21 protein-coding genes and 3 pseudogenes are annotated in these 26414 nt (G+C 58.0%); 20 read left to right on the top strand and 4 right to left on the bottom strand.

The annotated features are described in order from the left end of the window. Positions 1-253: 253 nt before the first annotated feature. Together panB and panC are read left to right on the top strand one after the other, a co-directional pair. Positions 254-1099: a 3-methyl-2-oxobutanoate hydroxymethyltransferase gene (panB, locus tag O7A61_RS06820; RefSeq protein ID WP_337129095.1), complete on the top strand. Its 846-nt coding sequence runs from the start codon at positions 254-256 to the stop codon at positions 1097-1099. Next, positions 1096-1977, top strand: a complete 882-nt coding sequence (gene panC, locus O7A61_RS06815) for a pantoate--beta-alanine ligase (RefSeq protein WP_337129094.1) — start codon at positions 1096-1098, stop codon at positions 1975-1977. The genes panB and panC overlap by 4 nt, the downstream gene beginning before the upstream one ends. 54 nt (positions 1978-2031) lie before the next feature. On the opposite strand, the pseudogene nadA reads toward panC, so the two are convergent. Together nadA and O7A61_RS06805 are read right to left on the bottom strand one after the other, a co-directional pair. Beyond that, positions 2032-2414, bottom strand: a pseudogene (gene nadA / locus O7A61_RS06810) (quinolinate synthase NadA); the annotation flags it as partial. A gap of 108 nt (positions 2415-2522) precedes the next feature. Then, positions 2523-3486, bottom strand: a pseudogene (locus tag O7A61_RS06805) (NUDIX hydrolase). A gap of 269 nt (positions 3487-3755) precedes the next feature. Between O7A61_RS06805 and O7A61_RS06800 the strand changes: the two are divergent. The 3 genes from O7A61_RS06800 to O7A61_RS06790 all read left to right on the top strand — a co-directional run bounded on the left by O7A61_RS06800 (position 3756) and on the right by O7A61_RS06790 (position 6113). Further along, positions 3756-4079 (top strand): hypothetical protein, encoded by a 324-nt coding sequence (locus O7A61_RS06800; protein WP_337129093.1) that lies wholly within the window; start codon positions 3756-3758, stop codon positions 4077-4079. 243 nt (positions 4080-4322) lie between these two features. Next, positions 4323-4907, top strand: coding sequence for a GNAT family N-acetyltransferase (locus tag O7A61_RS06795; RefSeq protein ID WP_337129092.1), 585 nt, complete (start codon positions 4323-4325; stop codon positions 4905-4907). Between the two features lie 903 nt (positions 4908-5810). Further along, a complete protein-coding gene (locus tag O7A61_RS06790; protein WP_337129091.1) occupies positions 5811-6113 on the top strand; it encodes a DUF982 domain-containing protein in 303 nt (100 codons plus the stop codon). Between the two features lie 394 nt (positions 6114-6507). On the opposite strand, the pseudogene O7A61_RS06785 reads toward O7A61_RS06790, so the two are convergent. Then, positions 6508-7124, bottom strand: a pseudogene (locus O7A61_RS06785) (MFS transporter); the annotation flags it as partial. Between the two features lie 509 nt (positions 7125-7633). On the opposite strand from O7A61_RS06785, the gene O7A61_RS06780 reads away from it, so the two are divergent. The 6 genes from O7A61_RS06780 (at position 7634) to O7A61_RS06750 (ending at position 14545) form a co-directional block, all read left to right on the top strand. Then, entirely contained in the window at positions 7634-8293 is a 660-nt protein-coding gene (locus O7A61_RS06780) for an OmpW/AlkL family protein (RefSeq protein WP_337129090.1), read from the top strand. Between the two features lie 664 nt (positions 8294-8957). After that, the gene (locus tag O7A61_RS06775; protein WP_337129089.1) at positions 8958-9890 is read left to right on the top strand and encodes a DMT family transporter; all 933 of its coding nucleotides are present in this window, start codon (positions 8958-8960) and stop codon (positions 9888-9890) included. 2 nt (positions 9891-9892) lie between these two features. Continuing rightward, positions 9893-11092: an argininosuccinate synthase-related protein gene (locus O7A61_RS06770; RefSeq protein WP_337129088.1), complete on the top strand. Its 1200-nt coding sequence runs from the start codon at positions 9893-9895 to the stop codon at positions 11090-11092. A gap of 10 nt (positions 11093-11102) precedes the next feature. Beyond that, the gene (locus tag O7A61_RS06765; RefSeq protein ID WP_337129087.1) at positions 11103-11849 is read left to right on the top strand and encodes a 2OG-Fe dioxygenase family protein; all 747 of its coding nucleotides are present in this window, start codon (positions 11103-11105) and stop codon (positions 11847-11849) included. A gap of 714 nt (positions 11850-12563) precedes the next feature. After that, entirely contained in the window at positions 12564-13592 is a 1029-nt protein-coding gene (locus O7A61_RS06755; RefSeq protein ID WP_337129086.1) for a LacI family DNA-binding transcriptional regulator, read from the top strand. Between the two features lie 596 nt (positions 13593-14188). Next, a complete protein-coding gene (locus O7A61_RS06750; RefSeq protein WP_337129085.1) occupies positions 14189-14545 on the top strand; it encodes a hypothetical protein in 357 nt (118 codons plus the stop codon). 518 nt (positions 14546-15063) lie between these two features. Here the strand turns inward: O7A61_RS06750 and O7A61_RS06745 are convergent. Continuing rightward, positions 15064-16275 (bottom strand): IS110 family transposase, encoded by a 1212-nt coding sequence (locus O7A61_RS06745; protein ID WP_337129084.1) that lies wholly within the window; start codon positions 16273-16275, stop codon positions 15064-15066. Positions 16276-17019: 744 nt separating this feature from the next. Here O7A61_RS06745 and O7A61_RS06740 point away from each other — a divergent pair. The 9 genes from O7A61_RS06740 (at position 17020) to virB11 (ending at position 26037) form a co-directional block, all read left to right on the top strand. Continuing rightward, a complete protein-coding gene (locus O7A61_RS06740; RefSeq protein WP_337129083.1) occupies positions 17020-17319 on the top strand; it encodes a TrbC/VirB2 family protein in 300 nt (99 codons plus the stop codon). A gap of 45 nt (positions 17320-17364) precedes the next feature. After that, positions 17365-17673, top strand: a complete 309-nt coding sequence (locus tag O7A61_RS06735; RefSeq protein ID WP_337129121.1) for a VirB3 family type IV secretion system protein — start codon at positions 17365-17367, stop codon at positions 17671-17673. A 118-nt stretch (positions 17674-17791) separates the two neighbouring features. Next, positions 17792-20014 carry a VirB4 family type IV secretion system protein gene (locus O7A61_RS06730; RefSeq protein WP_337129082.1) on the top strand — a complete coding sequence of 741 codons (2223 nt, stop codon included), beginning with the start codon at positions 17792-17794 and terminating at the stop codon, positions 20012-20014. 130 nt (positions 20015-20144) lie between these two features. Beyond that, positions 20145-20963 carry a type IV secretion system protein gene (locus O7A61_RS06725; protein WP_337129081.1) on the top strand — a complete coding sequence of 273 codons (819 nt, stop codon included), beginning with the start codon at positions 20145-20147 and terminating at the stop codon, positions 20961-20963. 5 nt (positions 20964-20968) lie between these two features. After that, entirely contained in the window at positions 20969-22138 is a 1170-nt protein-coding gene (locus tag O7A61_RS06720; RefSeq protein ID WP_337129080.1) for a type IV secretion system protein, read from the top strand. Positions 22139-22167: 29 nt separating this feature from the next. Further along, on the top strand, positions 22168-22842 hold the full coding sequence (locus O7A61_RS06715; protein WP_337129079.1) for a virB8 family protein: 675 nt from the start codon (positions 22168-22170) through the stop codon (positions 22840-22842). A gap of 49 nt (positions 22843-22891) precedes the next feature. Next, positions 22892-23602 carry a TrbG/VirB9 family P-type conjugative transfer protein gene (locus tag O7A61_RS06710; RefSeq protein ID WP_337129078.1) on the top strand — a complete coding sequence of 237 codons (711 nt, stop codon included), beginning with the start codon at positions 22892-22894 and terminating at the stop codon, positions 23600-23602. Positions 23603-23617: 15 nt separating this feature from the next. Next, positions 23618-25039 (top strand): TrbI/VirB10 family protein, encoded by a 1422-nt coding sequence (locus tag O7A61_RS06705; RefSeq protein ID WP_337129077.1) that lies wholly within the window; start codon positions 23618-23620, stop codon positions 25037-25039. After that, positions 25036-26037: a P-type DNA transfer ATPase VirB11 gene (gene virB11 / locus O7A61_RS06700; protein ID WP_337129076.1), complete on the top strand. Its 1002-nt coding sequence runs from the start codon at positions 25036-25038 to the stop codon at positions 26035-26037. The genes O7A61_RS06705 and virB11 overlap by 4 nt, the downstream gene beginning before the upstream one ends. Positions 26038-26414: the final 377 nt, after the last annotated feature.

Here is a 26414-nt window from a genome sequence, read left to right as displayed (position 1 = left end):
GCGCGTGCTTGGTTGCCCGTTTGATCGTCCTCGACCGTCTGCTCCCTCGCAGGCAACTGCTGAGAGCGCAGCGGCCTTTACAGAGAAACGCTTGCCGAACTGGTGGCGCAGAGTTTGAGCGCCGAGTCGCCGAATTGGTCGCGACGATGAATGTCGCCGGCAAATGATTGTGCGCTGCAAATTCTCTCTTCGCAACTGCACAAAAATGTGGCACATGCTTCCCTCCCGCTGACGCAGGGGAAGGAGAGACCTGGTGAGCGCAACCGCAGGATCGAACGCATTGACCGCCCCGGCTATCGCGGCGCGAAAGGGCAAGACGCCACTTGTTTGCTTGACGGCCTATACAACGCCCGTCGCTAACCTTGTCGACGGCCATTGCGACGTGGTGCTGGTCGGCGACAGTGTCGGCATGGTGTTGCACGGCATGTCCTCCACTGTTGGCGTCACGCTCGAAATGATGATCCTGCACGGCAAGGCGGTGCGGCGCGGACTTCATAGCGCTCTGATGGTCGTCGACATGCCCTTTGGCTCTTACGAGGAAAGCCCCGCGCAGGCGTTCCGCAATGCGGCCCTGGTTATGGCCGAAACCGGGGCGGCGGCGGTCAAGCTCGAAGGCGGCGAAAGCGTCGCGGAGACAATCCGGTTTGTGACCGCACGCGGCATACCCGTGATCGGCCACGTCGGACTGACGCCGCAGGCCGTCAATGCTTTTGGGGGTTATCACCTTCAGGGACAAGGCGAGGATGCCGAACAGATCCTGCGCGATGCAACGGCGGTGGCCGAGGCTGGCGCATTCGCCGTCGTACTCGAGAAAATACCGGAAGCTCTTGCTCGGCTGATTACACAGGAAATTGCGATTCCCACAATCGGCATCGGTGCATCGCCGGCCTGCGACGGTCAGATCCTGGTTGTCGATGACATGCTGGGCCTGTTCGGCACCTTCCGGCCGAAATTTGTCAAACGCTATGCAGAGTTGGGGAAGGGCGCCGACGCAGCGATCGCGGCATACGCAAAAGATGTGCGCGAACGCCGCTTCCCGGCCGCTGATCACGTCTTCGGCGATGAGCCGGGCACAGTCACTGGAGGAGAATGCACATGAGCACCGCGATCGTCCGGATCGTCTCCGAACTGCGCAGCATCGTTGCCGCTTGGCGCCGCGAGGGCCTCAGGGTCGCCGTTGTGCCAACCATGGGCGCTCTGCATGAAGGTCACCTTGGTCTCGTGCGGGCCGCGCTGGCCAAGGCTGATCGGGTGATCGTGACGCTGTTCGTCAACCCGAAGCAGTTCAACAATGCCGATGATCTGGCCGCCTATCCGCGCACGGAACATGATGACGCGGCCAAGATCGCGCCAGTTGGCGCCCATATCCTTTATGCTCCCGATGCAGCCGATATGTATCCGCAAGGCTTTGCGACCACAGTTTCGGTCAGCGGTGTGAGCGAGGGGCTTTGCGGCACCTTTCGGCCTGGCCACTTCGATGGCGTTGCGACCGTGGTCACAAAGCTTCTTCTGCAGACGGGCGCCGATCTGGCGTTTTTCGGCGAGAAGGACTTTCAGCAGCTCCAGATCGTGCGCCAGCTTGTCCGTGACCTCGATATCCCGGTCGAGATTGTCGCTTGCCCCACGGTGCGCGAAGCCGACGGCTTGGCAATGTCGTCGCGCAACACGCGACTGTCTTTGGCCGAGCGCAACAGGGCGCCTCGACTGGCTGAAATCCTGGTCCAAACCGCCAAGCAAGTGAATTCGGGAGAATCTGTAGGGCGTGCGCTAACTGACGGTCGAGAGGCGATCCTCGCCGCCGGCTTCTCGAAGGTCGAGTATCTCGAACTGCGCGCGGATGGTGACCTTGCCTCGATCGTCACATTGGATCGGCCAGCGCGGCTGCTCGTCGCTGCCTGGCTTGGCCAAACACGGCTGATAGACAATCTCCAGGTGCCATGGCCACGTCCTGAAGCGGTGCATCAAGCCGCTGCTTGAATCGAGGTGGACATTCTGTTTGGCGCTCCGCACGTTCCGTGTCAACGCTTATGGCGCGCAGTCCGCCAGCACATAGGTTACGACTGGAACAGCCGGGTAATGCTCGCGCAGCAGCCGGACATCTGCGGGCGTGATCGAGTCAGCCAGCGAGCAGCCGGCGCTGATGTCTGGAATGAGCACCGTCTTGTCCGCATTGAGAAGCTCGCCGAATCGGCCATGAAATGCACGCCAGCGAGCACGATGATATCGGCGTCGACTGTCATTGCCTTCCGGGCGAGGGCCAGACGGCCGCCGACGATGTCGGCTACGCAGTGGAGAATCTCGGGCGTCTGATTATTGTGAGCCGGGATCACGGCGGTGCGCTCGCGCTTCAGCGCGAGAATGGCGTCGATATCGTCGGAAAATGCCGACCACTCGATCAGCGGAATCACGCGCAGGACGCGCTCTTACAAAAATGCCCGCGATAGCGACTCAGTGGTCATCGATACCCGCTTATACTCAATATGAATATAAATAGGCATATTCTTGCCGTGAATATAAGCGTATTATAAAGCCCGCGTTAGCGGCAATTTGGTCCCGGCGACGGTCCTCTCGTCGAGAACCGCATGGCGGGAGCGATAAAGCCTAGCCGGTCGACCGCCCGTATCGGTGGTGGTCTCGCCGGTTTGCTCGACCAATTCCTGCTGCTCGATCAACCGACGGAAGTTCGGCTTGTGGAGGAGCCCGCCCGCCAAGCCCTCCACGGTTCGCTGTAGCTGCAGAAGACTGAAGACCGGCGGCATCAGTTCGAAGACCACGGGCCGGTATTTGATTTTGGAGCGCAACCGCGCAATTCCCGTAGCCAGAATCCGGCGGTGATCGGCGATCATCGTTTCCCCTGCCGCCGGCGACAGAGCAGCCAAAGGCTGCTCGCTGGTCGCCTCTTCCACCATGGCTGCTTCGTAGAGCAGCTCATAGCGCTGGAGTGTCAGTTCCTCATTCCATGGCCGCTCGTCGAAGCCGAAGGCAGCCGCCGTCCGCCGCCGGCGTTCTCGGCACATTTCACTGTTGGCTGCGCTGTCCGCCCACTTGAACAGGCGCGGTCGCAAAACCTTCGCCAGCAAATGGCGTTCCGGAGCGGTGGTCCTCCCAAGGAAAATAGTCGTACCATCTCTGCCAGCGACGCCTGGCCGAATGCGTTGCCTCTTCCTCTCGAGTGAGCGCGAGATAGCTGATCGAGATCACACGTTGCCCGGTGCCGACCCGGTCACGGTCGGCAAAGGTGTAGAGCTGCTCGATATAGCCCAAGGGCTGCCCCGTGTGCTCTTCCACCCATGATCTGAGTCCCGACTGAAGGGAACGGTGGCTGAGCTCAAATGGGCCGGAGGGCAGCGCGTTTGCCTGTCCGATCGTGAGAACGCGAGGCTCATGACCGTTCACAGCGACAACAACCGCGGTCAGATCCGCTTTGATGTCGTTGGCCGTGCCCACTGATCCGCCTTTCCTGATTCCTTTTGCGTTGTCGTCCATGCTCCCTATTTGTTGGAGACGGCTGCACAAACGAAGCGGTCTACAATCGATTTAATAGAGCCTGCACCACGTCGGTAGGCACGTCAACAGCGCAGCCGTGCGGGAGTCTTAGGTTGAATATGCGCTGGCTTTCATGGATGGTGTGAAAGAGCGTCTTGCCAATTTATAGCCCCGCCGACGGTCGGCGCGGTGAAGACGCGCATCGAAGGCGAGACCGATCTGGCGTATGTCAGCACGTCGCATCTCGAGCGGCAGAAGCCACGGCGCAGATGCGCCGCTTCCCGCGCCTGACGAACGGGTTCTCAAAGAAGTTCGAAAACCACGTGGATACGCTCGCGCTGTACACCGTCCGGCACAACTTCATTCGCATTCACGAGACGCTGAAACGTCGCCGGCAATGGCCGGTGGGGTATTGCAACGCTGTGGTCGATGGACGCTCTTTGCGAGAAGATGGGCGCAATTGCTCCGAAGACCGGAAAGCGCGGCTCTTACAAAAAACGCATTTCGGTGTGATTTGCGTTTCGATCACGTTTAAACGATCGTTGTCGAATTTGGGCTTTGGTTTAGAAACCAAGCACCTATTTAGACGTTGATAACGTGATTGTGGCTTGATAATGCTACATCGCAACAACGAATGGAGGCGCATATGGCCGTCTTGTCCCGTGACTTCGGTGGGATCAAGCTGTCTGGTCGCGATGCCGATACGTTCGTCCGTCAAGTTGACTCTGGCAAACCATCGGCCAACGCCGAGAGAACGCTAGCTAGGGGCCGCGAATTGCTCAACCAAATGAGCCGGAGCGGTCAAGTCACCGTGAAGGCAGCGAGCGTCAAGGATCGTGGCAGATAACGATTTCGATTTCACAATCAGAGCATTGCAAAAGGGCGACTGCAAGTCGCCCTTTTCCTTGTCTGGTGAGGAAGATTTGCCGCTAAAGACGTTTTTTCGGCGTGATGCTGAAAAAGCTGGCAATTCCTTTATTACGCAAACTTACGTCGCCGTTCCGGCGGATGAGGCTGACAAACGCATCCTCGGTTATATGAGTTTGATGAGCGCTGAAATCGCGGTGAAGGGACTGTACCCAATTGCCGACAAACCGCGCGCTGACCGTTACCCATCCCAGCCAGCCGTTCGAATTGCACGTTTAGCTGTCAATGATGAATTGCGGGGGCGCGGCATTGGAAAAGATCTGGTCGCGCTCGCATTCTCCGTGAGCCTGGATCGTATTTGCCCATTTGTCGGATGTCGTTTTTTGATCGTGAACGCGAAACGGAAGTCGATCGACTTCTATGTTGGACGCGGCTTCACCATTTTAGAGACGGCCAAAAATACCGAATCGCCAGCTCCGATTATGTGGCTGGATTTAAAGCTCTATGCCGAAAGGCAGGCTGAGCGAGAAACGGCTGCTATCGCCGCTCAGTAAACAGAGAAAATACCGTCTGCTGGCCATCGCTGCTCTCGCTGAAGCCGTACGTGGCTTGGCTTGGCCCATTCGCAAAATCCTCAGCTCCCGGCAGATCTCCAAGAAGCGGCCGTCACGTGCGGATGAAGCGCAATTGGCAGATGCAGCGGGTTTGAAACTCTCCACGGTTGGTGGGGCCGTGCCGCCCGCCAGCACTTCGGTGCACCGGCAAGGCATTAGGGCATGGATATACATGCACCAAAGTGGGGATCTAGGCTGTGCCTTGCCTTTCTGCCCCGCGGATCGCTTCCGGAAGGCACAGGGCGAGCATGGTGATAACAGCACAAGGGGTACCGGTTGGGAGCAACGTCCAGGTAGACGGCTTTGCCGAATGGCGGGGTAGACGAGGGGTGACATGGCCGGCTCCAATTCTGCGAGGCCAATTGTCATTCAGGTTGGCCGGCGTGGCGCCGAGCGGATCGTCTTCGATGCAATGACGTCGCCACAATCTTGCTGCGGGATTCAGCCGCAAGGCCGATAAACGGAAGACAGCAATGGACGCCTGTCTGCAGCTTGCGGGGTGAGGCTCATCCAGCTGTCGCTCGGCGCGCTTTGTGGCCGCCGCGCTCGAGCGCAAATCCTGCGTTGCGATTGAGAGCGATCAGGGCTTGCTCACACTGCTGCTTGCCTGCACTGCTACTCGATTTTAAAGCCGGGTTCAGCCAGCGCCGGCGGCCTTCAGCCAAAGGCACTGCCCAGTCCCATGCCACTGCCGATCATGCCGCAAAAAGAAGGCGAATTGGCCATGGTGAGCATGATTGTCTCGTGAACGTCATCGCCCGGACAGAATAGTCTGCGATGTTCGGCGTGCTTCGAGGCGGTCGCCTCTTCAGAACGATCGTCCAGCAGGTTTGAGAGGAAAGAATGAACGCTGACGTTTTCAGCAGCTCCATCTTCGTGAAGCGCGCTACGCACATCGTGCAAGAGATTGCCAGCCTTGCGGACGCAATCGAATTTCTCGACGAATGGCCGGAAGTCCGCAGAGACCTGATACACGAGACCGCCCTTCGGGTGTGCTATGACGCACACGATGGGCACAAACCCGTAAGCACTGCCCGTAATGCCTTCGTCGGCTTTTCCGAAAGGGCCGGCATATTGGTGGACTCGACCCCCGCGATGAAGTCGATCGCCTCCGCCCATTCGAGCCGCGGAAAGGCTCAAGGCTAGGCTCATTCGGCGGCGTTCAGAAACTTATATAAGGGTAGGAGCCAGCGATCACGCCAGCCTCCTCGACACTTTCCAAACTTCTGGATGCTTGCGGCCGATTGCTGTTCTGGACCCGGTGAATGGCTCGCGCTGGAATTCGAACTTCGCCCGCAGCGTTTTGGCGCCCGCGTTTTCACGTCATTCCCGGCAGCCGTCAGGCGGCGAGGCATCGGTTTGCCGCCCGTTGTGTGACCTACGATCGATTCTTTTTACTCGCAGTGAACCCTACCAGCTTTCGCGGCGAATAGGGTTCGCCCGACCTGCTGTAAGCTTCTGATTTTATGCATGTGGTTGTCCCGGAACCGAGGACACTTCCGGGCGACATGCATTAGCTGCCTCACGCTCACGAAGCGGCTCAAGGGCGGGAGAAAAAAGGCGTCGGTTGATGGCGTTTGCGGGCCGGGCCTGTCGGTCGCTCAATTGAAAGCTTCGTTTGAGGGCCAACCTGACTCGCATTCAATTCGAGCAGTCGCCCGTCCACTTCCCTGTCCGCAGCGGGAAGTCGATGATTTAGACGTAGGTAGTCCGTCCAGGTCGGCGTACGAAAAGTCTCCGTCCATCGGCAAGGTTCCTGAAGGTCACGCTGCAGGGTCCAGTGCCGAGCACCGACGCGACTTTGAACCCGTCGCCGTTCGCGGGCTCGACAACTGCACGCTGACGTCCAGGCCAGTCCAACGACCCAACCCGCGCCGCCGAGCGCGAGTGCAATAGCGGCCACGGCAAGCGAAGAGGTAGGGCAAGAGCGAGTGAACAGGCTGCAGAAGCGATGCAAGCGACCGTGATCAGCCGCTCTTGAGACAGCGATCGCCGCAGAACGTTGTTGCAGATTCCGGCGGCGAACGCTCCGGTGCCGAAGCCGGCCATCAGGATGCCATATGCAATTGGCCCTGCGCTCAACTGATCGCGGGCAACCAGCGGAAGCAACGCCAGGATCGAGATGCTGGCCAGCCCAAAGAGGGTTCCGCGTGCGAGCCGCTCTTGTGGTCGAAACGAATATTTCTTGTGGAAGAATGATCCGACCAGGTTCTGCAGAAACGGGCGGAATCTACTAGCGCTTCCAGCGCCTGGCAGTGACGGTCTTGATCAGCCGATTTTGCGTGGCCGCGCAATCCATTGTCCCGAATCGTCAGGCGTCCGTGATTCGGCGACACGGAATCATGAACGACTGTACTGGGCAACAGGCGGACCTCGCGACCCGTTCCTGGAGGCATCACCGCGCGGATGCCGCTCATGTCGAAAGGAGCTCTTCAAGCGTGGCGAATGCTTGCCACGCAACAACCCTTGCCTGGCTTTCGTGCGGACGTGCGTCAGTGAGTTGTCACATGAAAGTTTTGTTAAGAAAGGTGTCGTTTCAAATAATTGTCTCTCCTCATTGATCTAGATCAACCGAGCGTCTCGCCCCTGCTGACATAGCTGCCGCGCACCCGAATTTCGGATTTATGGAGAGCAGGATGAGAGACTGGATAGGGCTGGGACGCGCAATGACGCTTGGCATCGCGCTTGTCGTGACAGGGCAGCAGCAGGCAGCGGCCGCGGATGTACAATCTGCGGATCTGACCCACGGCACGGCCGATGTGGTCGAACCTAGTCCTTGGCAAGTTCGCCTGCGCGCGCTGGGAGTGATCACGGACGACAAGGGTTACGTCGACGGAGTTCCAGGCTCGGGCCTTTCCTATTCGAATACGGCAATTCCGGAATTAGACCTTTCTTACTACTTCACCGACAATCTCGCCGCTGAACTCATACTTGGCACGACCTATGCCAATATCTACGGCAGCGGAACGATCGGTGACCTGGGCAAGATCGGTAAGACTTGGGTGCTGCCGCCTACCCTGACGCTGCAATACCACTTCACCAATTTCGGCGCTTTCAAGCCCTATGTCGGCGCAGGCGCAAACTACACGATCTTTTATAACCAGAATACCGGCAGCGCCGACTCTCTCGACGTCAAGAACGCGTTTGGCGCCGCTTTGCAGGTCGGATTCGACTACACGCTGGACCGGCATTGGGGCGTCAATCTCGACGTCAAGAAGCTCTTTCTCGAGCCGAAATTCGAGACAGCCATTGGCGGGACGAACTTCACCGGCAAGGCCAAGCTCAATCCTTGGCTGATCGGCACTGGCGTCACCTATCGCTTCTGACACTTCAGAAATTCAACGCGGCACCATGTTCATATGGTGCCGCGTGATCCCCTGATCATCAGGGGCACTGCGCCGCGGTCGGGTTAAGCCGCTCCGAGCATCTTCCCCCTATTTTGTATCGCGCTACGGCCGCAGACAGAGTTTTGGCTCGGGTCTGAACGCCTCTCATGCCCAGTACGCCTGCCTCTGGTCCTCACAGCAACAAAATGCGCGATCAGAGCGTGATCCGAGCGCAGCAAAAGAGGCGCGCGCATCAGAGCTCCTCGACACCCACGGGGCAACGACGTGGATCGTTCGTCCTGCAACAAGCACGGATGCCTAAATCGTCGAGGCCCGCCTCTTGAAATCCCGATGATGCGGCGAATGCTCCTGCGATCATGGTGACGATGTCGTTTGTATACCGGCGGCTTTCATCATGCTCCTCTCACGACAACTGTAGCGCCGATGTCGCGCACGCCAAACGACACTGTGTAGGCTTTGTGGCTTTGTAGCATCCGCGACACGATGCTGTTCGATACGGCTTCCTGCAGTATCTCGTAAGTCACTGAACAATTACACGAATATCTTTTTTCGCACTCCTTTTTCCCAGTTGGCACGCCTGTTGCGATCCCCGTTACGTGCGCCACTCGGCATGCGCTGAAAATCGCCAGGGCTAACGCGGAAGATGCAGAAAAATTCAAAGCGCAATGGCGGCAATAGTCGCGCGATCCTGGAGGGGCGCCAACCCAAGAGCCTTTTCTGGGCGGATGTGGCCGCTGTCGGAATCGCATTTGTTTGGGGTGCAAGTTATCCGGTGGTGAAGGGCGCGTTTCTCGTCGCACCTGTTCTGGTCATTATCTTTTACCGCTTCCTGATCACAGCAGTCGTCATGTCGTTTGTCGCGCGTAAGGAAATTGCGACGGTCGTTCAGGGCGATTGTGCCCGGGGCGCCGTGCTTGGGGCCATCCTGTTCGCGATTTTCCTGGCCGAGACCTATGGCGTGTCCCTGACAAGTGCCACGAACACCGCACTCATCATCTCATTATGCGTCGTTTTCACACCCATCCTTGACTACGGACTTTCAAGAAAGTTGCCGCCGATTGGCGTTCTCGCCGGCTCCGGATGTTCATGTGTCGGTGTCGCTGCCCTAACCGGAGGAATGAGCGGCTTCAGCTTCGGGGATCTTCTTGTTCTTAGCGCCGCCGTATTGCGAGCAATCATGGTGGTTACGACCAAACGGCTCATGCACGGTCGCCATATTTCGTCAGCTGCCTTGACGGCGATCCAAGGCGCCACTGTCGCCGTCCTTACGATCGCGCTGCTGCTGGTGGATAATGGCGTTTCCGAACTGGCGATCAAAGGCGGTGGTCGATTCTGGGCATCCGTCGTGTTCCTGTCACTCTTCTGCACGATCGGGGCATTCTATGTTCAGAACGCCGCCGTTCGGGGCAGCACGCCGACTCGGGTGAGCCTTCTGATGGGTACCGAACCGCTCTTTGGCGTCTTGGTCGCTCACCTTTTTCTGGCTGAACCACTAACCGTGCCAAGCATGCTTGGAGCCGGCCTCATTATCGCGGGAACCTGCACCGGCATCATTTTCGAAACCAGAAAGCGATAATCATGCTCATTGATTCTTGCCTAAGACATCCGACGGGTCGTGTTGAAAGCTTTGAAGAAGTCGCGGTCTTCGGCGACCGCTCGAAGCCGGTCGTGACGATGTTCAGTGGCGGCTTGGACAGTACTTACCTGATTTTCAGGCTACACCAACTCGGCTTTCGGAATATCGAAGCCGTCGCGGTTGACGTGGGCGGGTCCATCGACCATCCGGTTCTGGAGCAGACGGCCGCAAAGTTCGGGGCGCGCTTTACTTGCCTTGATCGTCGAGAGGCCTTCATCGAACATGGCGTCAACCCGGCCATTCGCGCCCATGCCAGATACCTTGGCACTTATCCGCTGAGCAGTTCGTTGAGCAGACCGGTGCTCGCCAAAGCCGTAGCGGACCATGCGACGACCATTGGTTCGGAACTGCTCCTTCATACGGCAAATCTGTCACAGAATAGCCTGGCCCGCCTTAACAACAGTATTGAGCAGCACGGCTTTTCGGGCCTTTTCGGCACCCCCTACGTCCGGTCGGCTATCTCAAGACAGCAAAAAGCAACGGCCCTCGCCGAAACAGGGCTCACTTTCATGATGGATCGCAAGCTGAGTGTGGACGAAAATCTTTGGTGCCGCGAATTCGAGTCTGGGCCGCTGGATGACCCCGAAGACTTTGTTATGCCTGACGAAGCGTTCTGCTGGACCCACACGGCAGGCGATCTCCCGGCAGAGGAGATCTCGCTCCGTTTCAGCAATGGCAATCTCGTTTCCGTGAACGGGCGCGATCTTGCGCTGATGGAGGCGATTGCCCTGCTGAACAAGGACGTCGGCAAGTTTGGTCATGGCCGTTTTGTCGGCCTTGAACATATTTCCACCGATGACAAGGTCTTGGAGATTCGCGAAGCGCCGGCAGCCGCTATTATCATGGATGCCCTCAGGCACTTGGAGATGGCTTCCCTCCCAACCCGAGCCATTATGCTGAAACAGGGGCTAGAACAGACCTGGGTGCAGGAGGCTGTGTCCGGAAATTGGGGCAGCACCAGCCACACCATGTGCGATAGCGCGATCGCTGCTGCCCTCGAAGGCGTCGGCGGCACGTTGATCTATGTGATCGATAGCAAACGGTTCCTGCCCCGCTCCATCATTGCGCACAGGCCACGCTATGTCAGGGACCGCGACATTTGGGAGTCCCGGGCCGCGAACCAGCATTCCTTCAAGCCATAACGAGAGAGCCATGCCGGACGAATTAAGCAAACGCACAAACGAAAAGTACATGCACGAATGCGTGGAAAGTCTTGGCGCCTGCGGCTGGTGGTTTTCACCATGCGAGTGGACGCAAGATGCATTTGATATTGCTGACTGTTCATCATGGGTCGGCTTCGCGGATCATTGGAATCACTTGCTTTTGGATGAATACATGCGCGACGGCGGGACCTATCGGTTTCGCCGGTACAGTGCCTTCGAATTCGATACAGAGGCTGGCTCGTTTCGTCTGCTACCCAACGCGCCATACGAGCAGTCCAAGAGCATCAACAAATTGAACGGCGGCTTCCTGCGATATTTTGAACCCCTGGAGCGGACATTTGTTGAGCATCCGATTCTGGACAAGATCCTGAAAGGCGTCGGCCGCATCGTTTCCAAAACCACCGGCCACAGGCACTGGAACGTCAAGCTTCATCCCTACAGGATTGTTGCACGCGGAAGCGTGTCTGGCCTGCCGGCCCCTGAGGGGCTGCATCAGGACGGCGTCGATTTCATCGTTTCCTATATGATCGGTCGTCTAAACGTCGTCGGAGGCGTTAATACCGTGACGGATACGGGCAAGCAGCCGATCGGAACCGTGGAAATGATGCGGCCGAATGACTTCTTGGTCTGCGATGACAGGAAAACTTACCACGACGTCTCTCCCATCGTTGCCGAGAAACGAAAAAAGCCGTTTGCGTACCGCGATGTGCTGGTCCTCGCGTTCGAGAAGATCTGAGCAGCCCCGATCAGTGTTGGATGGCATCCGATGTTCCAGCTCGACTATGGCTGTACTCGCCCTTGACCACTTGGCTCAGAATGGGTTTTGAAATCGGCTTGCTGTGGGTTTATCCGACGCTGGGTCATGCTTTGGAGACAAAGCAGTGCGGTGGTCGGATGTTGAACATTGGATGCGGTTGGCTGGACCGTTCAATTACGGCTGGCGGACCTTCCGACCATTTCCATCTGGCAGACGGTCTATGGCTGGTTTCGGAAGTTAGCGCGGTGGTTCTTGTTCCAAACCAGAACGTGGCGCTAATGCCGGATCTTGAGCGAACCGCACGCGACGCGAGCCCGTCGACGGCGGTAATCGACAGCCAGTTGGGTCAAGGCTCCGCCATCGGAACAAGGGCTAGGACCAAAAACGTCACATTCCAGTCGCTACGAAGGGCCACCTATTGATCGTCAACTTCTCCGATATCTCCAATGCCGGCGCAAGGACGCTGGGTGTAAGGTTATGGAAGGCCAGCCCCTCTGGACAAAGGATCGAGATCAACCGTCGATCCGACAAGAACGGCTCGTATGGCATCCAAGATCGCATGAGCGCTTGAATTTCAAAACGGATTCTCAGGACAGTCGCCCGATTGCGGAATAAGCAAGCTGCGTGCAAATAGGGATTTCTTAACTCTAGCACCGCTTAACGTCCCTCCTCATAATGTTTACAGAATAGGATATGGCCAAGCGACCAACGATTGCGGATCTTGCCCGCGAAGCTGGAGTCAGCGTGGCAACCGTTGACAGGCTTTTGAACGCTCGCCTTCCGGTGCGGGACCAGACTGCGCTGCGGGTCTACAAGGCGGCCGAGACCATTGGCTATCACCGGGTCGGCCTTGTCGAGCGGCGCCCGCAGCCCAACCCGCCGCGATATCGGCTCGGCTTTATCCTCAGAAAACCGGCTCAGCATTTCTACCAGGAATTCGCGCGCGAGGTCGAGGCTGCAGTAAATGCGGCACAAGCGTTTCATGGTACCTCCCGCATTGAGTTCGCGCCCTCGGATGTGCCGGGCGATCTCATCGCACTTCTCCAAGAGCTTGGCGGCCGCTGCAACGCCATTGCTATGGTGGCGCCGGACCACCCAACGATAACGGCAGCCGTCGAAGAACTCAGGGCGAAAGGCATCCCGGTTTTTTCGCTGCTTTCCGATTTCGCCGCCGGCGTACGCGAGGGCTATGTTGGGCTCAACAACCGTAAAGTCGGGCGGACAGCAGCCTGGATGTTTTCCAAAGTCGCAAAACGTCCGGGCAAGGTCGCGGTCCTTGCCGTCAACGAGCGCTACCAGAGTCACGAGCTTCGGGAAATCGGCTTTCGCTCCTATATTCGTGAGAACGCGCCGACGTTCGACCTGTTTGACGTATTTATGGACATCGAGACACGACGGATGACCTACGAAGCAACACGGGATGTGATGCGGGAACCTGAGCTCGTCGGCTTTTATGTGGCCGGCGGTGACATGGATGGCGCAATCTCGGCGCTCAGGAAAGAGGGCGAACTCAGGGAGATCGTAGCCATCGTCAACGAAATCACGCCGCAGTCACGGGCCGCGCTCGCAGATGGCACCATCACGATGGCGGTCGCCACGCCACTGCACCGCCTTTGCCAAGAGCTGACGACGCTGATGGCCAATGCCATCGAAACCGGCTGCGCGAAGACGCCGGGACAGACATTCCTGCCATTCGACATCTATCTTCCAGAAAATATATGAAGCGAACTTCTCAAGCCGGTCCAGTATCGGCACAAACCCGGCAGCCAAATGTCAAAAGCACGGTCCTTCCCAGGAGCGAGGCGCGACAGCCAATGCATATGGCTTAAGCGTGCAGGCCTTGCGAGGGCGCTCCAGCGCGGCCGATTGTTACGAAGTCGATGTCGTCGAAACTTTTCTGGCCGCGACAGCTGGATCCAGTGGCGGACGGATCGCCTCTCCAAACCAAGCAAAATCCCAGCGCACCTTCCGGCCCGACATACCACCGTTGCAGCCAAAACAATGCCCGTCAGCCTCCAGCCATTCAAGCACCCACGGCCGTCATCACAACGAAATTGGCATCGGCCGCCGGTGCCTCCGCGGGTTTTACCCTTGGCAGCACGACGGCCAGCACCCGCTGCAGAGCCTCTATGATCAAGGAGGACGACGCCAGCCCCCGCTTCGCAACGTCCATGTCGGGCCCGATGACGTCGCTGTGATCTATGCGGCTTTCCTCTGGCGCGATTGTCTTGTATGTCGCTTCACGAAACCGCTTTGGCTTTTGGGCGATATTCGTCCGGCGCCCGAACAATCGGCCGATTGCCGTAAGGGAGGATAGCTTGGACCAGCAGGACCCTAAGGAGGAGCCGATCGAGACTGTGTTCCGCAATGGCACGGTTACCGTCGTCGGCATCTTACTTGCATTCTCGCTGGGCTTCGTCACACATTGGGCGGCGAACCCGGTGCCGTGGCGGCTGTATGATCTTTTCGCCGTTGTGCCGATCCTGGGCGGCATCGCGCTTCAGATGCGGGCCCTGTCCATCCTGCTCGAAATCAGCTCGCTACGCCGGCAGGTTTTCGAACGTGCTAACCGCATTTTCATGTTCGGCCTCATCCTCACCGCATGCGGGGTCGGACTGGCAATCCTGCTCGACGTGTTCGAGATGTCCGTAAGAAGCACTCTGCCCGGACGCTAAGAGGTTCAGCCCTTGGCAGGTCAGACCGCTAATCCAGTGTTGTTAACGCCATTCCGGCGGGAAACCGCTAGGCTCTTTGCCCAGAAGGGCTGAAGATACGTTCCGTGAAACAATCTCCCAGCGCCTGATAGAGTGGCCTGGCAGATTGCACCTTTTGGCGCATCAGCCCGGCGCTCGACACTGTCTTCACCGCCTTCGCCGGTGGCGCCGGGTCCCGGCACGACCTCGCGAAAGGCACGGAGCGAGACACCCGTAAATCGAAATTCGGCGAGGCGGGACTGAAGGCACATCAATAGCCGTTGAGCCACGTGTTAGTTAGACATCGAGCGTGCTTCGCCTCAAAGACATTTCGCGATTTGCGGTAGTCGGTGCGCAAGCTCCTCGACACCCGGCAGGGCCGCGCGCCGACGCGCATGCAGTTGGTCTTGGCGAGCTGCCCGGCTCGATCTCACGTCCGATAAGATGACGGCCGGCTCAACGATACTGTGCAAACGACCACCTGATGAGACTTTCCTGTGTCAACCTGTTGTGAGCAAGAGGCTAGCGGCGGGGTGTTTGTTGGGGTCGTAGGATGTGCCGTCCTGCCATGCGCGCCAGAGGATTCTGAGCCAGGCTCTGGCGAGGATGCGAACGGCATGAGGGTGTCTGCATCCTCGCTTTCTGGCATCGTGATAGACCTTGGCAGCCCAGGGGCTGGCATGGCGGGAGTTGTCGGCGAAGCAGGTGAGCGCAGCGCGCAGTCGCTTGTTGCAGGCCCATCGCCATGTAACGGCGCGGGATTTACCGCTCTGGTAGGTGACTGGTGCGACGCCGGCCTCGGCGGCCAGGTGTTCCTGGCTCTGGAAGCGGTCCCGCACGTCACCCAGCTCGGCGGTGATCTGTGCAGCGCAGATCTTTCCGGCGCGCGGAAAGGACATGACGATCTTTCCTTCGGGCAGTTCGGCAACGGCATGTTCGATGCGGCTGGAGAGCTTGCCGATCTGGGCGACGAGGCTTTCGAGAGTGACGGCGATGGCACGTACGAGTTCACCCTTGGCGTCGGCCTCGGCTTCAGCGGCCACTGTGGCGGGAGCAGCGCGCAGCCGGCCGAGCACATCGGCAACACTACGCCGGCCGCAATACTGGTTCTGGGCAAGGAAGGCAGCCATGCGCTTCTCACCCAAGCGGCTGGCGCTTTCAGGTGTGGGATAGCGCTGGAGGAAGGCCAGTGCGATCGGGCTTGCGATGTCGGCGAACAAACCGGCGGCGCCAGGCCAGAAGCTTTCGAGCAAGGCGCGCAGCTGGTTGGCGAGGACGAGTCTTGTGGCGACGAGATCGTCACGGCCACGCACCAGCACGCGCAGTGCCTTGATGGCATCGGATTGCGGCTTGAGCGGGGTCAGCCGGTGCCCGTCGGTGCGCAGGATGTCGGCGAGGATGTAAGCATCGCCGGGATCGCTCTTGGCGGCGACGGCGCGATAGCGCGGCCGGCACGCCTTGACGACATTGGGATGGACCGGCGTGACGACGAAGCCGGCATCGACCAGCGCGTCGACGAGCAACCCGCTAGGCCGTTCGATGGCGATCGGCGTCTCGCCGGGTGGCCCATGCCGTCGCAAACGCGCGACGAGATCGGCAAGCCCATCGCGGTCATGGGCCACGACAAAATGGTCGAGGACCTTACCGGCAGCGTCGACGACACAGACGGCATGGCTCGAGCCGCCCCAGTCGAGTCCGACGAAAATGGTCATGGATGCACCTCACTGAACTGGAGTATGGTGCCCGGTGCCGGGAGCCCTCACGGGTTGCTCATCAATCGGCGCTCTGGACCCATCTTGGCCGAAGTGTCCGTGGCGCATCTTCCTGTAGCCCGTCTGTGGCTCTCGGCCACCGAAACGCTGCAAGTCTCATGCGGGCCCTCATCGGGCAAGCGACATAGGCAGTCGTCACGGTGGCGCGGGACCAACGCCCAATCAGCTCTTAAACTGATTCAACGCAATCGTGAGGTTGCCTGATGAGCTGAGGTGCTGTCGTGCGGGATCGTCCTTGCAAGCGGCCAAGTCGCCTGACGCTCGACCGTTCTCCGCCGTTCGGCTTCCACGATGACGCCCATGGCCCGTGCGATCTCGGCCGCTTCATTCCTCTCGATTCCCTTCCGCACGCGGGGCCGAGGTCCTCTCTTGTTGCGAATGAAATATGACGTAACACTACAAATGAAACCCGTTTCTCTTGGACGAATGCACCTGTCAATGGCACATGTGTCAGAGAATACGAGCGGCAGTGCAGTACAATTTATAGCGAGGTCTCCTTTGGTTATCAGCCGTGACGAATGTCGTCGGCATGCGTAAACCGATGGTCACAAGGAACATAGAAGGCGATAAGCTTAAAGACAAACCAACTAGAGGCATGAATAAGAATTATCCAAAAAGTTATCAGTTTCATACTGCACATAAATTGTGGTCACATACGTTCCAGAAGGGAAACACATGAAGAAAATGATCGACATGGATTGTAGAAAGCTGTTGTCTGTCGCTTGTACGGCGGCTTTCCTGACATTCATTTTCGCCAGCCCAAGCGCCGCTCAGGATTTCAGCGGCGTGACATCATTCCTTGACGCCATCGTGGCATCGATCACCGGCCCGATTGGGGTTGCAATCTCGGCGTTGGCTGTCATCGCGGTCGGCTTCTCATTCATGACCGGTCGGATGGACTGGACCTTCGCGGTGTCGGTTATCGTTGGTATCGCGATCGTCTTTGGCGGCGCCAGCTTCGTCCATGGCCTGGCCGCAAAATGATTTCGATCCGTCGCAGCCACTTTTTCATCTTCTAAAGGCTGCCGGCTGCCTCACGGTTTCAAGGGAGTAGAGGCCATTCAACGTACAACGCTTTTCATAGGCTTGACGCGAGAGGTCGCCTTTGCCGGGTTGCCGCTCACATATCTGGTCGTTCTTATATGTGCCGTGATGCTCGGCTTTCTTATAACCAAATCGTTCGTCTATCTGGCGGTCGTGGGGGGGGCTGGCTACTTCGCGTTGCGTGCTCTAGCCGCCTATGATCCAAAAATCATCGATGTCTTCATCGCAACCGTGCAAAGCACGCGGATGAGTGCGGCACTGCTGAAAGGCGAAGGACTGGTGTACCGTGCTTGAGTCGCCTCCCAATCGGGCGATGCGACCAGGCGCTCACAAAAGCGACCAACTTGCCAGCCAACTTCCATATCTCAGCAGCGTGGACGACGTCACCCTGATGTTGCGGGATGGCGATCTAATGGGCGCCTTTGTCGTCGAAGGCGTCAATGCCGACACAATCGACAGCCGGCAGACAGCGGAGCTGAGTAACGCGTTTTCCCGCTTCATTGCGCAGCAGCGCGGTAACGTTGGGTACTATGTTCACCGCATATCCGTTGCAACTCAGCCCAGCATGCGGGCGGTCAAAGGAGATGCGTTCAACGAAGAGATTGACCGGCGCTGGCAATACTATCTTGAGAACATCGGCCTGCGCGATCGCATCACGATGGTCACCATGGTGATACGGCCACCGAAAAAACTGACCAAATTCATCAATTTGTTTGGGAAAAAGGATACCTATAGCCGTGACGAGGTCGCCGCGCGCGCGATCCGCCTCGATCAGATGATCAGAACCTCCATGATCAGTCTAAGCGAGGCAAAGCCTCGTCGTCTCACCGTCCTGGATGGCCAATGGCTCGGCATGTTGCGCACGCTGATCGATGGATCAAGTGGGCGTCTTGTTGCGGGCAGGAAATTTGTCCCGGTCGCGGACCTCCTGGCGACCTCGATGGTCACGTTCCGCGGCAGGGTCTTTGAATGCGATCATCCCAACCCCAGCCTCAAACGCTACGGGACCCTCATATCCGTAAAGGACTATCCGACCGAGACCTTTCCCGGAATTCTCGACAGGCTCAATCTACCCTACGATTCCGTGGTCTCACAGAGCTTTACACCGATCGATAACATCACCGCCCAAGGCAAGATCGCGCGTGTGCGCAAGCAGATGAAGGCGGCAGAGGATGCGGCCGTCTCCTTGATGGCACAACTCGAATTGGCCGAGGACGACGTTGCATCCGGTCGCGTCATCTTTGGCGACCATCATTGCAGCATCGCTGTCTTCTGCGAAACTCAAGAGGAGCTTGAGGAGGCCATGGCGTATGTCACGCGCGCCATGCAGGACGCTGGTGCTGCAATCGTTCGCGAGAGTTTCTCCGCCCGGGCCGTCTATTTCGCCCAGCATCCTGGCAACTTCAGCTACCGCACACGAGCGGCAATGATCTCCTCTCAGAACTTCGCAGAACTTTGCGCCATGCACGGCTTGCCGAAAGGCAACCCGCCGGAGCGATGTCCTTGGGGCGAATGCGTGACAATCTTCCCGACAGCATCCGGCGAGACGTTCCGTTTCAACTTCCATTTACCAGGCACGCCAGGTCAGCGTACGGTAGCTCATACGCTCGTGCTCGGCCAAACCGGGTCGGGCAAGACCCTCGGCGTCGCGTTTCTGCTGAGCCAAGCCCAACGGCTTGGCGCCCGCACTATTATCTTCGACAAGGACAATGGTTTTGAGATGGCGGTCCGCGCCATGGGGGGAGCGTATTCCTCCGTACGTATGGGGCAGGAAACGGGCTTCAACCCAATGCGGGCGGAGGCGGACAACCGCGGCGCAGCCTGGCTGTCGGATTGGCTGATGGCATTGGCCAGCAACGAGGGCGGACGACTAAATCCGGTGCAGGTTCAGGCCCTCAGCGATGCCGTTCAGGCCAACGCGACGGCTGACCCCCGCCTCCAGAATTTCGAACAGTTCCGCACTCAGCTGCGTGCGACGGACGATCAGGGCGACCTCCACAACCGGCTTGGCCGGTGGGACGAAACTGGCCAGTTCGGCTGGCTCTTCAGCGGCAAAGACGTCGATCCGCTCGCTTTCGACAGTAGGATCACCGCCTTTGACCTCACAGAAATTTTCGACAACAACGCTATTCGCACAGCGTGGCTGAGCTATGTCTTCCGGCGCGTGGAACGTCTCGTAGAAGACGAGGTTCCGACTCTGCTCGTCCTTGATGAAGCGTGGAAACTGCTGGACGACGCGTATTTCGAACTGCGCCTCAAGGACTGGATGCTAACGATGCGCAAGAAAAACGTTGCGGTCGTTCTCCTGACCCAGCGTGTGTCGCACATCATCAACAGCGCCGCCGGCGACGCCATATTGGAGAGCGCCGTCACGCGTCTCATCTACCCCAGCTCCTACAATACCGAAGCCGAACTCGCGCCGCTCAACCTGTCACCGACGGAGAGCGCGTTCCTTCAGACAAGTAACGTCGATAACCATCTCGTGCTGTTGAAGTCGGGCGGCGACAGCGTCGTTCTTGATTTCGCGCTCGGGGCGATTGGTAAGGCGATCGACGTTCTGGGGGGCGGACGCGGGCAAAACGCGCCTGCAGAATGGCGCAATACGCCCAATTTTCAAATGGAGATGCTGAAATGACGAGGTCCCTGGTCTTTCTCACATTGGTACTCGTCCCCCTTGCCGCCTGCCAATCCGTCCCTGCGACGCGGGAGAACAACTGTGTCTGCACCTGGGAAATCCTTGACCATCAAGCCGAAGGAGCCATCACATGAAAGTCTTTTTCCAAGCCGTGGTTGGCCTTTGGGTTGGGGCCGGTCTGCTGGTTCACGAGGCTTACGCCCAAGAAACCGGAATCGCGCCTGTACCCCTGCCTCCCATCGCCGCCCTCCCGGCGGCGCCGGACGGCGCGCAGGCAAGCTATGACAAGAACGCTGTCGAACTGCTGACATACGTGGTTGAACTGTCTCGGCTGATGGGCGGCGGGACCGCGCAACTGCTTGCGTCGGCGCACGTAGCTGAAAATCTGCTGAGCCGGATCCAGGAGGCGGCTCAAGCGCAGCTTGCTGCCATATCCGGGCCAAAGCCGTTCCCACAGAATAATGGCGAGGCAGACGTCGCGGCGCGCAAAGCAGGGCCAGGTCTGTGGGAAATGGCCACCGCTGCCTTGAACGGAGAGACGGTCGGCTCCGATGGCATTCAGGCAGCCCTAGTCAAAATTCGCAAGCTCTACCACTTGGACGACGCATTTGCTTTGCGCAATGACAAGCTCCTCAGCAACGTCATGGTCGCTCATTCAGCGGCTCAAGGCGCTGTCGCGGCGTCTGCCGCGGAGGACTCCTACCGGCGGGCCAATGACAGCATGGATAGGATAAATGGCTATGTCACAGCGCTCGGCACCAGTGGCGACTTGAAAACGAGCGTCGACATCAACACACGCGTGATGATTGAAGTCGCGCAGCAACTGAACGAAACGCTTCGCACCCAAGCGGTGATCGCATCCGTGGCAGGAACCTACCTCATGTCGTTAGGCGCCGAGGCCGCCGAGCCGGACACTGTCCGAAATCTTTTCGATAACTTTGACAAGTAGTCACCATGGGCCTGATTTCAACACTTGCCGCAACCATCGACGGTGCCCTCGTCGATTACGTGCAGGCAGTTTTTGAAGGAGTCGCTCATCCGATCAGAAAACTGCTTAACGCTACTGCTCTGATTGCGCTGCTATTCATCGCGGTGAATCATATAATGCAATTTAGGCCTGTAAACTATTCAATATATCTGATGTGGGGGGTGCGATACATACTCATATATTCATTCGCCACGATCTGGGTGAATTTCCATGGCATCTATACAATTCTCGTAGACGTCCCCGGCGAATACACCGCGCTTATGATGCGCGCTGCGGCATCGCCGAGGGCTGTTGGTGGCGGCCCCAATCCTGCGAAGCTGATGAATACGTATTCTGCGATGGACGGGTTCTCTCGAGCGATAATGCAGATCGGCGAAGATCGTATTTCAAACACGTCCGTCTGGGATATCGGTAAGTCAGTACGGAACGTTGCTTTAGGCATCTTAATAATGGTCATTGGTGCGTTTTTTACCGCGGCATCCGCCGTTTGTGTTTTAATATCAAAAGTCGGATTTGCCGTTTCGATCAGCTTGGCGCCTCTCGCCATCACCATGCTAATGATGCCTCAAACCAGGCAACATTTCGAGAGTTGGACGCGCTTTACTATCGGATTTGCTATAATACCGTTACTTGCTACCGCGCTGATGGCAGTTGTAGTGGGCATTAGCGCCCACATGCCTAGAGGAGCCGGCGGTGAATTTGGATTTCCCTTTATTATGATCGCTGTGACAGTTCTCATGTTCATGATCCCCACGATGGCAAGCACCTTAGCCTCTGCATCGGTTGCCGCTGTGGGCGCTGGAGCAGCGGTTGCCGCAGCTTCCAAGGTCAAGGGTGGACTCAAATCACTTTATAAAGGAGGGCGGTGGTTGGAAGATGGCCTGATGACGGCAAACACCGCACGTGCCGCTGGCGCTTCGCACTTCGGCGCAGTGCGGTCGGGGGCCAACGCGATGCAGCAAAGCGCGTATGTCCGGAAACAGCGTTGGAATGATCATCTCGCTCGCGGGATCATCGGGGGTTCCTCGCCGAAATCGGACGGCAGGGGAGCCGCTGCCGACGGTCCTGCCGGTGGGGCTTCCCGCTCAAAGGGCAACCGAGGCTTGTCTCCTGAACAGGCCAATCTCTACCGCTGAACCCACGCACACCAGAATAGGAGGGACGCGTGGCTGAGCAAGCAATGCAGCACGCATTCGAAGACGAGCTTTTTTTCAGCCTTCGCGATCAACGCAACAATTGGGCAAGAGTCGCCGTTTGCGCCGTCACCGCCAGCCTTTTGTCGGTGGTAGCTCTGGTCATTGTACTGCCCCTCAAAGAAACCAGGCCTTATGTCGTGATGGTCGATAAGACCACCGGCGAGGCTGAAAAGATCGTCCAGGTTCGGCCTGCCTCGCTCGATCAGCAGGAGGCAGTCCTTCAGGCAGAATTGGTGTCCTACGTTGTTGATCGCGAAACTTACGATCCAGCCGATAACAGCACCCGAATTCCTGATGTCATGGCGCGCTCATCGGATAACGCCGCCGAAACTCTGGCCCAGACCTGGCGCTCGGATTCGGCTCAGTATCCGCCGACTGTCTATGGTGATGAGGTTCGAGTGCGCGTTGTGGTCAAATCGATCTCACTGACGCCTTCGGGTCGGCGCAACGCGGCGGACCTCGCTCGTGTACGCATCATCAAGCATCGAGAAGAAAAGGGACGCGACACTGTCGAGCGCAGTTATGTTGTCACCGTCGGTTACCAGTTCAGGCCACAAGTAAATGCCACTTTGGAGTCGGTGTGGAAAAATCCCCTTGGCTTCACCGTTGTTGCCTACCGGATCGACGCGGAAACCGCCAATTAGAAATTCGGCAAACTGTTAGGTAAAAATGCTAAAGATCTTATCATTATCGATGATTGTCGGCGCAATGTTGATAGTGCCGGCCATGGCCGAACAATCGCCGGTGGGATTTGCATCAGACGCGCGAATAAAGCGGTATGTATATGATGAGCATAACGTGTATAAGCTCGGATTATATTTGAAGTCAGTCACTGCGATCCAGTTTGACGCCGGGGAGAAAGTGGAATCAATTCTCCTCGGAGACAGCGCATCCTGGCAAGTGATCAAGCTAAAGATGGGCAATGTGGTGAGTTTGAAGCCCATTATCGACCAAGCCCTGACGAATATGACTATCTACACCGATCAGCGAGTCTATACATTCGAGCTACGATCAGTCGGCGAGATAAAGGCGGGCATGAAGGCGGGTGCCGCGCAAGCGTTCCGGATCGTCTTCACCTACCCAGACCAATCCAGGCCCTCGGACAAGAGCCTTGCCCGAGGCGGACCCGTGGATCACAATTACATGGTCTCGGGCCATGCCCGGTTCCGGCCGCTCGCGGTGACAGACAATACATTGCAGACAACTTTCGTCCTGCCCAAGGGCGCACCCCGACCTGCAATCTTCAGCGTCGGTCATCAGCGCGAGGAAAAGCTGGTCAATTCGCGCACCGACGGCGACCATATCATCATTGATGGGACCAGCGACTATTGGGTGATGAGGATCGGCGATGAGGCTGTCTGCGTCGGCAAGACAAACGCCGTGCAATGGCAAAAAAGCCAGTGAGGAAAGGACTGGGACGTGCCGGACAAGTCGAGCGACATTGACCCTCGACATGATCGCATTGCCGCAGAGACAGTGGCTGATGCCTCTGTCGATGTGGATCGCGAAAAGCGAGTGGAGGAACGACGAGCTCGCCACATTCGTCAATCCGAGCGTCGAAGTGTCGGCTGGGTTGTGCTCGCCGGCATGTTGCTGGCCGGCATCGCCGTTGCGTTCCTGATTGTCGAGCCAACTCTCGCGCTGAAGGCAGTCGGCTTTAGCGGCGAGGATGAGCAGAAAACTTCGCAGGTTGATCTGGAAGTCGACCGCGCGATCCCCAACGATCAGCGGCTTGATTTTCCCGCTGCCAAGGCTCCTGCAGCAGCTGAGCCAAGGCCCAGTCCTAACGCTGAGACCAACAAGCAGTTCGAAGAACTGCGCAAGGAAATCGTTGCCATTGCCAGGGCCAGCAAAGGCTCCGATGTTTCACTTGCTGACGTCCAGGCACTGCTGGAGCAATACAACAAAGACATGACGCAGAAGCTCCAGCAGGAGCGGGAGAAGGGGAAGATTGAAGACGCCCGGGTGCGTGCCGAGGCGTTGCGTTTGCAAGAAGAGCGCGAACATTCCGGTGAGGTCGCCAAGCTCGATGTCGAGAGGCGTCGTCAACTCGAAGAGATCGCCACCAGACAACGGGAATCGACAGGCGTTGTCGTGGATGAATCAGGAGCGGGCGTCGCCTCAGCCGAAGGTACGCGAGAAGTGTCTGAAGACCTGAGCGCAAACGATCGTTTTCTCGCCTCCGCCGCCGGCTCCGAGGTAAAGACGTCGGTGTCTCGTGCTCTGCCTGCTCCGTCCCATACGGTCGTGCAGGGCACTATAATCTCTGCCGTGCTTGAAACGGCTATCGATACAGAACTGCCCGGGAATATCCGCGCCCAAGTGATCGAACCGGTGTTTTCCTTTGACGGTTCTCGCATTCTGATGCCGGCGGGGACGAGCCTGATCGGCACTTTCAGCGATCGAGTGGATGTTGAGCAAAGACGCGTGCTGATCGCCTGGAACCGGGCAATCACGCCCGATGGCAAATCAATCGCGCTCGGCTCCACAGGGGCGGACCTGCTTGGTCGCGCCGGTACCGAAGGTAATGTGGACAACCGCTATATTAACAAAATAGGTGCATCTGTCCTCATCAGCACCATCACCGCGCTGCCCTCGAGCATTCCCGGCCTGACCAGCGGCAACCGGTCCTCCAGCGGAGGTGGCCCGACCATCAATATCGGCGGTGCCGGATCAGGCAACAGCAATGCTGGTGGCCAGACTGCGTCAAAAATCGCGGGAGCACTCAGCGATCAAAGTGAAACGATCTTGGACAAATATCTCTCCCTCCCTCCTATCATTCGTGTCCCTCAGGGCGAGGAAATCCGAGTCTTCGTCAACCAGGATCTCGTCCTCCGATGAATGATCATCAGCCCAGTCGCGACATCTCATATGTGGAGCAGTACTTGGAGCCACTCCGGGACTATCTGGTCAATGATAATGTCAACGAGTTGGCGATCAACCCTAACGGCTCCATCTTCGTGGAGGAGGCCGGAGCGCTCCACATGCATGAGATCGGCGTGGCCTTGCCACCCCGTGCCATCAAGCAGCTTGGAGCCCAGTTGGCTGGAGAGACCCGCAACACCCTTGGGGCGCTCAATCCGATCGTCTCGGGCCGCGCAGTGGTTTGGGGGAATCCGCTGCGCGTGCAGGTCGTTGTCGAACCGGCGGTGACGTTCGGTGTGTCGCTGACCATCCGCAAATATCTGCAGCGCACCTTGGACGGTTCCAAGATAGAGCTATTCGACGGTGGACAGACCACAGTGGATGCCAACCGCCGTATGCGCCATCGGGCAATTATGGACATGGCCCAGGCCAGCAATTTGCAAGGTGTGTTTCGACAAGCCGTTGACGAGCGATTCAACATTCTGATTTCGGGAGGCACATCCTCTGGCAAAACCACGGTCGCGCGTGCCTTGCTGGCGATGTCAGACCCTGCTGAGCGGATCATTACGATCGAGGATGCACAAGAGCTTAGCCCATCACACAAAAACCAGGTGGGGCTAATCGCAGACCGTGACGAGGGTTCCGCTCGCCGCCCATCGAGGCTCTTGGAAAGCTGTTTGCGAATGCGCCCAGATCGCATCATCCTCGGCGAAATACGCGGCATCGAGGCTTATGATTTCCTTGAGGCGATCAACACCGGCCACCCGGGTTCTATATCAACTATCCACGCCGACAGTCCTGGACTTGCCTTCGACAGGTTGGCACTCATGGTGATGCGCTCTGGTGTGCAGATGTCGCATCGCGAAATTGTCAGTTATGCCAGAAAGACGATTGACCTGGTTATTCAAGTCGGCCGCCAGAAGGGCAGGCGGGGCGTACTGGAAATCCACCTGCCCTCGCAATGCCTGGACTAAGCGCGAGAGACCACATGGCAGGTCTGACGGAAACTGCTTGCCGCCGACGTGAGCCTCCATCCATGTCGATCGGATGGTTGAAGCTCGCACTTCACCCCGGCCCGGAAGGCCGATTCTGTGGTTGGGTGGACATCCGATGTTATGGTGGCCGAACCCTTGGCATCTCCTGATTAAATGGGCTGAATGCCTTGGCCGCTCTTCACCGCAGCGTCTCAGAGCCAGTCAAAGCGGCGGCTGCACAATTCGACGAGATCGTGTCCCAGGGAGTGGTGTAGCTGACGGTTTGGTCGCCGCGCTCTCCGGCAAGGGGCCGGGATGATCAGCGTGCCACAGCTGGCAGGCTGATGAGGGGATCATCGCTCATTTGGCTGATGGTT

The organism is Mesorhizobium sp. Cs1321R2N1, from assembly GCF_037179725.1.
Lineage (GTDB): Bacteria > Pseudomonadota > Alphaproteobacteria > Rhizobiales > Rhizobiaceae > Mesorhizobium > Mesorhizobium salmacidum.
This window is presented reverse-complemented; position numbering and strand designations above follow the sequence as displayed.

Coding starts and splice junctions, on each gene's coding strand:
- virB11 (WP_337129076.1), top strand. CDS start 25,036: ATGAATGATCATCAGCCCAGTCGCGACATCTCATATGTGGAGCAGTAC.
- O7A61_RS06745 (WP_337129084.1), bottom strand. CDS start 16,275: ATGACCATTTTCGTCGGACTCGACTGGGGCGGCTCGAGCCATGCCGTC.
- O7A61_RS06740 (WP_337129083.1), top strand. CDS start 17,020: ATGATCGACATGGATTGTAGAAAGCTGTTGTCTGTCGCTTGTACGGCG.
- O7A61_RS06720 (WP_337129080.1), top strand. CDS start 20,969: ATGGGCCTGATTTCAACACTTGCCGCAACCATCGACGGTGCCCTCGTC.
- O7A61_RS06765 (WP_337129087.1), top strand. CDS start 11,103: ATGCCGGACGAATTAAGCAAACGCACAAACGAAAAGTACATGCACGAA.
- O7A61_RS06725 (WP_337129081.1), top strand. CDS start 20,145: ATGAAAGTCTTTTTCCAAGCCGTGGTTGGCCTTTGGGTTGGGGCCGGT.
- O7A61_RS06770 (WP_337129088.1), top strand. CDS start 9,893: ATGCTCATTGATTCTTGCCTAAGACATCCGACGGGTCGTGTTGAAAGC.
- O7A61_RS06775 (WP_337129089.1), top strand. CDS start 8,958: ATGCAGAAAAATTCAAAGCGCAATGGCGGCAATAGTCGCGCGATCCTG.
- O7A61_RS06755 (WP_337129086.1), top strand. CDS start 12,564: ATGGCCAAGCGACCAACGATTGCGGATCTTGCCCGCGAAGCTGGAGTC.
- O7A61_RS06790 (WP_337129091.1), top strand. CDS start 5,811: ATGAACGCTGACGTTTTCAGCAGCTCCATCTTCGTGAAGCGCGCTACG.
- O7A61_RS06710 (WP_337129078.1), top strand. CDS start 22,892: ATGATTGTCGGCGCAATGTTGATAGTGCCGGCCATGGCCGAACAATCG.
- O7A61_RS06730 (WP_337129082.1), top strand. CDS start 17,792: ATGGGCGCCTTTGTCGTCGAAGGCGTCAATGCCGACACAATCGACAGC.
- panC (WP_337129094.1), top strand. CDS start 1,096: ATGAGCACCGCGATCGTCCGGATCGTCTCCGAACTGCGCAGCATCGTT.
- O7A61_RS06800 (WP_337129093.1), top strand. CDS start 3,756: ATGCGCCGCTTCCCGCGCCTGACGAACGGGTTCTCAAAGAAGTTCGAA.
- O7A61_RS06780 (WP_337129090.1), top strand. CDS start 7,634: ATGACGCTTGGCATCGCGCTTGTCGTGACAGGGCAGCAGCAGGCAGCG.